This is a genomic window from Johannesbaptistia floridana (genome assembly GCF_057440575.1).
Genome location: NZ_JALKVM010000124.1, coordinates 1 through 2,839 on the forward strand (window position 1 = coordinate 1; position 2,839 = coordinate 2,839).

General features: G+C 35.4%; 2 protein-coding genes. Both read right to left on the reverse strand.

Annotated elements, in window-relative coordinates:
• Window positions 1-686: 686 nt before the first annotated feature.
• Window positions 687-2,231 (reverse strand): serine/threonine protein kinase, encoded by a 1,545-nt coding sequence (locus MW688_RS08890; protein ID WP_486735610.1) that lies wholly within the window; start codon window positions 2,229-2,231, stop codon window positions 687-689.
• Between the two features lie 45 nt (window positions 2,232-2,276).
• A partial coding sequence (locus tag MW688_RS08895) for an ankyrin repeat domain-containing protein (protein WP_486735611.1) occupies window positions 2,277-2,839 on the reverse strand: 563 nt, incomplete at its 5' end.

Sequence of the window (2,839 nt, forward strand, 5' to 3'; positions counted from 1 at the left end):
ACCGAAGGGCGCAAGCCAAACCGAAGGGCGCAAGCCAAACCGAAGGGCGCAAGCCAAACCGAAGGGCGCAAGCCTTGCGCCCCTACTATAGCAAGCTCGCCAATAGATGTTGACAAAAATGATGAAAAGCCCCCCTTAGTAAGGGCAGGGCTGTTTCGTTCTTGACAAAGAAAATGGTGAGGAGGAGCAGGGAGCAGGGGGCAGGGAGCAGGGAGAGGGGATTTTTTACTAATAATAAATCTCGGATTTATTTTTCTTTTAAAAAACATAGTAAACAGCCTACTGTTAAAACGTTACATTTTGAAATAAAAAAATGAATGAAAAGCCCCCCTTAGTAAGGGGGGAAGGGGGGAAAAGTTAGTGATAAATGTTGTTAACACCACTGCGGTCACTGCTATACTACTTTACCAAGAGTTATATCATGTCCGTTTAATTAGTTATGATAAAGTTCTACCTTCATACCTTCTTCCTTCCCTCTCTTGCCTCGGAGCCTCTCTTGCCTCGGAGCCTCACCTCATTTTTATTGTAAGTATTCACCCGAACTTGATATTAAACCCTTGCGAGACAAAAATTATAGAGAATTAACGGGAAAGAACATTTGGTCCTGAAAATTAGTACATAAGTTCTGCTGGAAGATATGAGTAAAGCAATTTATAACAAACAATCAAGAGATGGGAATTGGTATATTAACAATCCTCTTCTGAAATTATTATCCCTTGGTTCAACAATACCTGAAGTTCATTGTCAGGTAAAAACAATACATATTTACACTTAATTTCAGATAATAAATTATGTGGTTTGTCTAAAATTTTTATTTGCTTTGATTTGTGGAAAAACTTAATTATATTGTTATCCAATGAAAAAACGTATTCTTTTATTTTCTTGCCTAGAAAATATTCTTTAATAACAATGTTATCTTTATTCCAGAATAACTTGATTTTTAACAAGAACTTTTTCAAGTAGGTTTGATGTAAAGAATGTCTCTTAAGAAATATACAAAATAGCCCCAAAGCTATCACTTGTTGTAGATTAATATTTGATAAAATCCAAATATTTGTATAAATCCACATATAACTAAAAATTATAGTTATAGGTATACATTTTAGTAAAGCAACAGCAAGAGCAAGACCCGTATTGTCATCAACTTTTTCTACTTTAGGTTGAAAAGGTAAATAATCAAATACGATATATACTAATAGCAGTAAACTTAAGATTACTGAAAAAACTTGAGGATAAATATTACTAGCGAAACTAAACAACACTAGAAAAAACAAACCATCAACTAACAAGCTTAAATATATTTTTAGATTAGAACGCCAGTTAGTAATTCTAGTAGGTAAAAAAGTTATTTTTAGTTCTTCTGGGTCCCCAATAATTTCCATATTTAAATCTCGGGGGAGGTTTTTTTTCTCTTGTAATGTATCTAAAGCTACTTGGGCATTTTCTAATCTATTTTCTCTCTGAGGTTCAATTAGCTTATCTAACCATTTACTAAATTTCTTAGAAATATTTGCGTATTGTTGATATTGATATTTAAACTTTTTCTGGGGTAATTCTGTGGGATGTCTTCCCGTCAATAAAAATATCAAGGTAGTCCCCAATCCATATAAATCCGTATTAATTACTGCATTTCCCTGGAATTGTTCCGGTGCCATATAACCATAAGTACCGACCACGGTTCCATCCATCAAAACATGTTGATAGGTATCTTTTACGGCCCCAAAATCTACTAAGTAGACAGTGCCTGTTGATTGTGAGTTATTTTCTGGTTGACAATAGATAATATTTTGAGGCTTGATATCTCGATGAATAACTGGGGGTATTTGTTGCTGTAAATATATCAAGATGTGGAGAATTTGTTGAGCAATATCTTTAACCGTTGCTTCATCTGGTTTCCATCCTGATTCAACTAAAATAGCTAATGATTTACCTGGGACTAATTTTTGTACTAAATAAAAATGGCGTTCGGTGTCGGTTTCTACTTCAAAATAATCTAGATATTCAGGAATAGCTGGGTGATTGAGTTGTTGTAAAATTTTGCCTTCTCTCTCAAATAGTTCAATCTGTTTCCAATCATTTAAATGATGGAGTGCCAAAACTTTTAAAGCTACTTGCTGTTGAGTTTGCAAGTCTAAAGCCGCATAGGTGATACCAGAACCTCCCTGTCCGAGAGGATAGAGGATACGGTAGCGGTTATCAATTACTTGTGAGGTTGATGGTGGTTTGTTCATGATTATCTTGATGAAAAATTGATTTATTTGATGTATAAATGAACATTAGCGAGCGCCATGTTTAATCAACAGTTCAGCTATTTCTTTTGTGTTACGCAGGTTAGCATTACGTAGTGGGGTAATGCCAGAATTATTCTGAGCATTAACATCAGCACCCTGGTCAATCAACAGTTTGGCTATTTCTATGTTCTTATTCCAAGTAGCATTAAGTAGTGGGGTATTGCCAGAATTATCCCAAGCATTAACATTAGCGCCCTGGTCAATCAACAGTTTCGCTATTTCTGTATTTTGATTCTGCATAGCATAAAGTAGTGGTGTGAAGCCATCCTTATTCTGAACATTAACATCAGCACCCTGGTCAATCAACAGTTTCGCTATTTCTGTGTTATTACTTTTAGTAGTATTAAGTAGTGGTGTGTGGCCATACTTATCCTGAGCATTAACATCAGCTTTATGGTCAATCAACAGTTTCGCTATTTCTGTGTTTTGATTCTGCACAGCATAAAGTAGTGGAGTGTTGCCATCCTTATTCTGAGCATTAACATCAGCACCCTGGTCAATCAACAGTTTCGCTATTTCTGTGTTTTGATTCTGCACAGCATAAAGTA

Bases quoted from the DNA above. Each gene is read 5' to 3' on its own strand.
- MW688_RS08890 (WP_486735610.1), bottom strand. From the start codon at position 2,231: ATGAACAAACCACCATCAACCTCACAAGTAATTGATAACCGCTACCGT.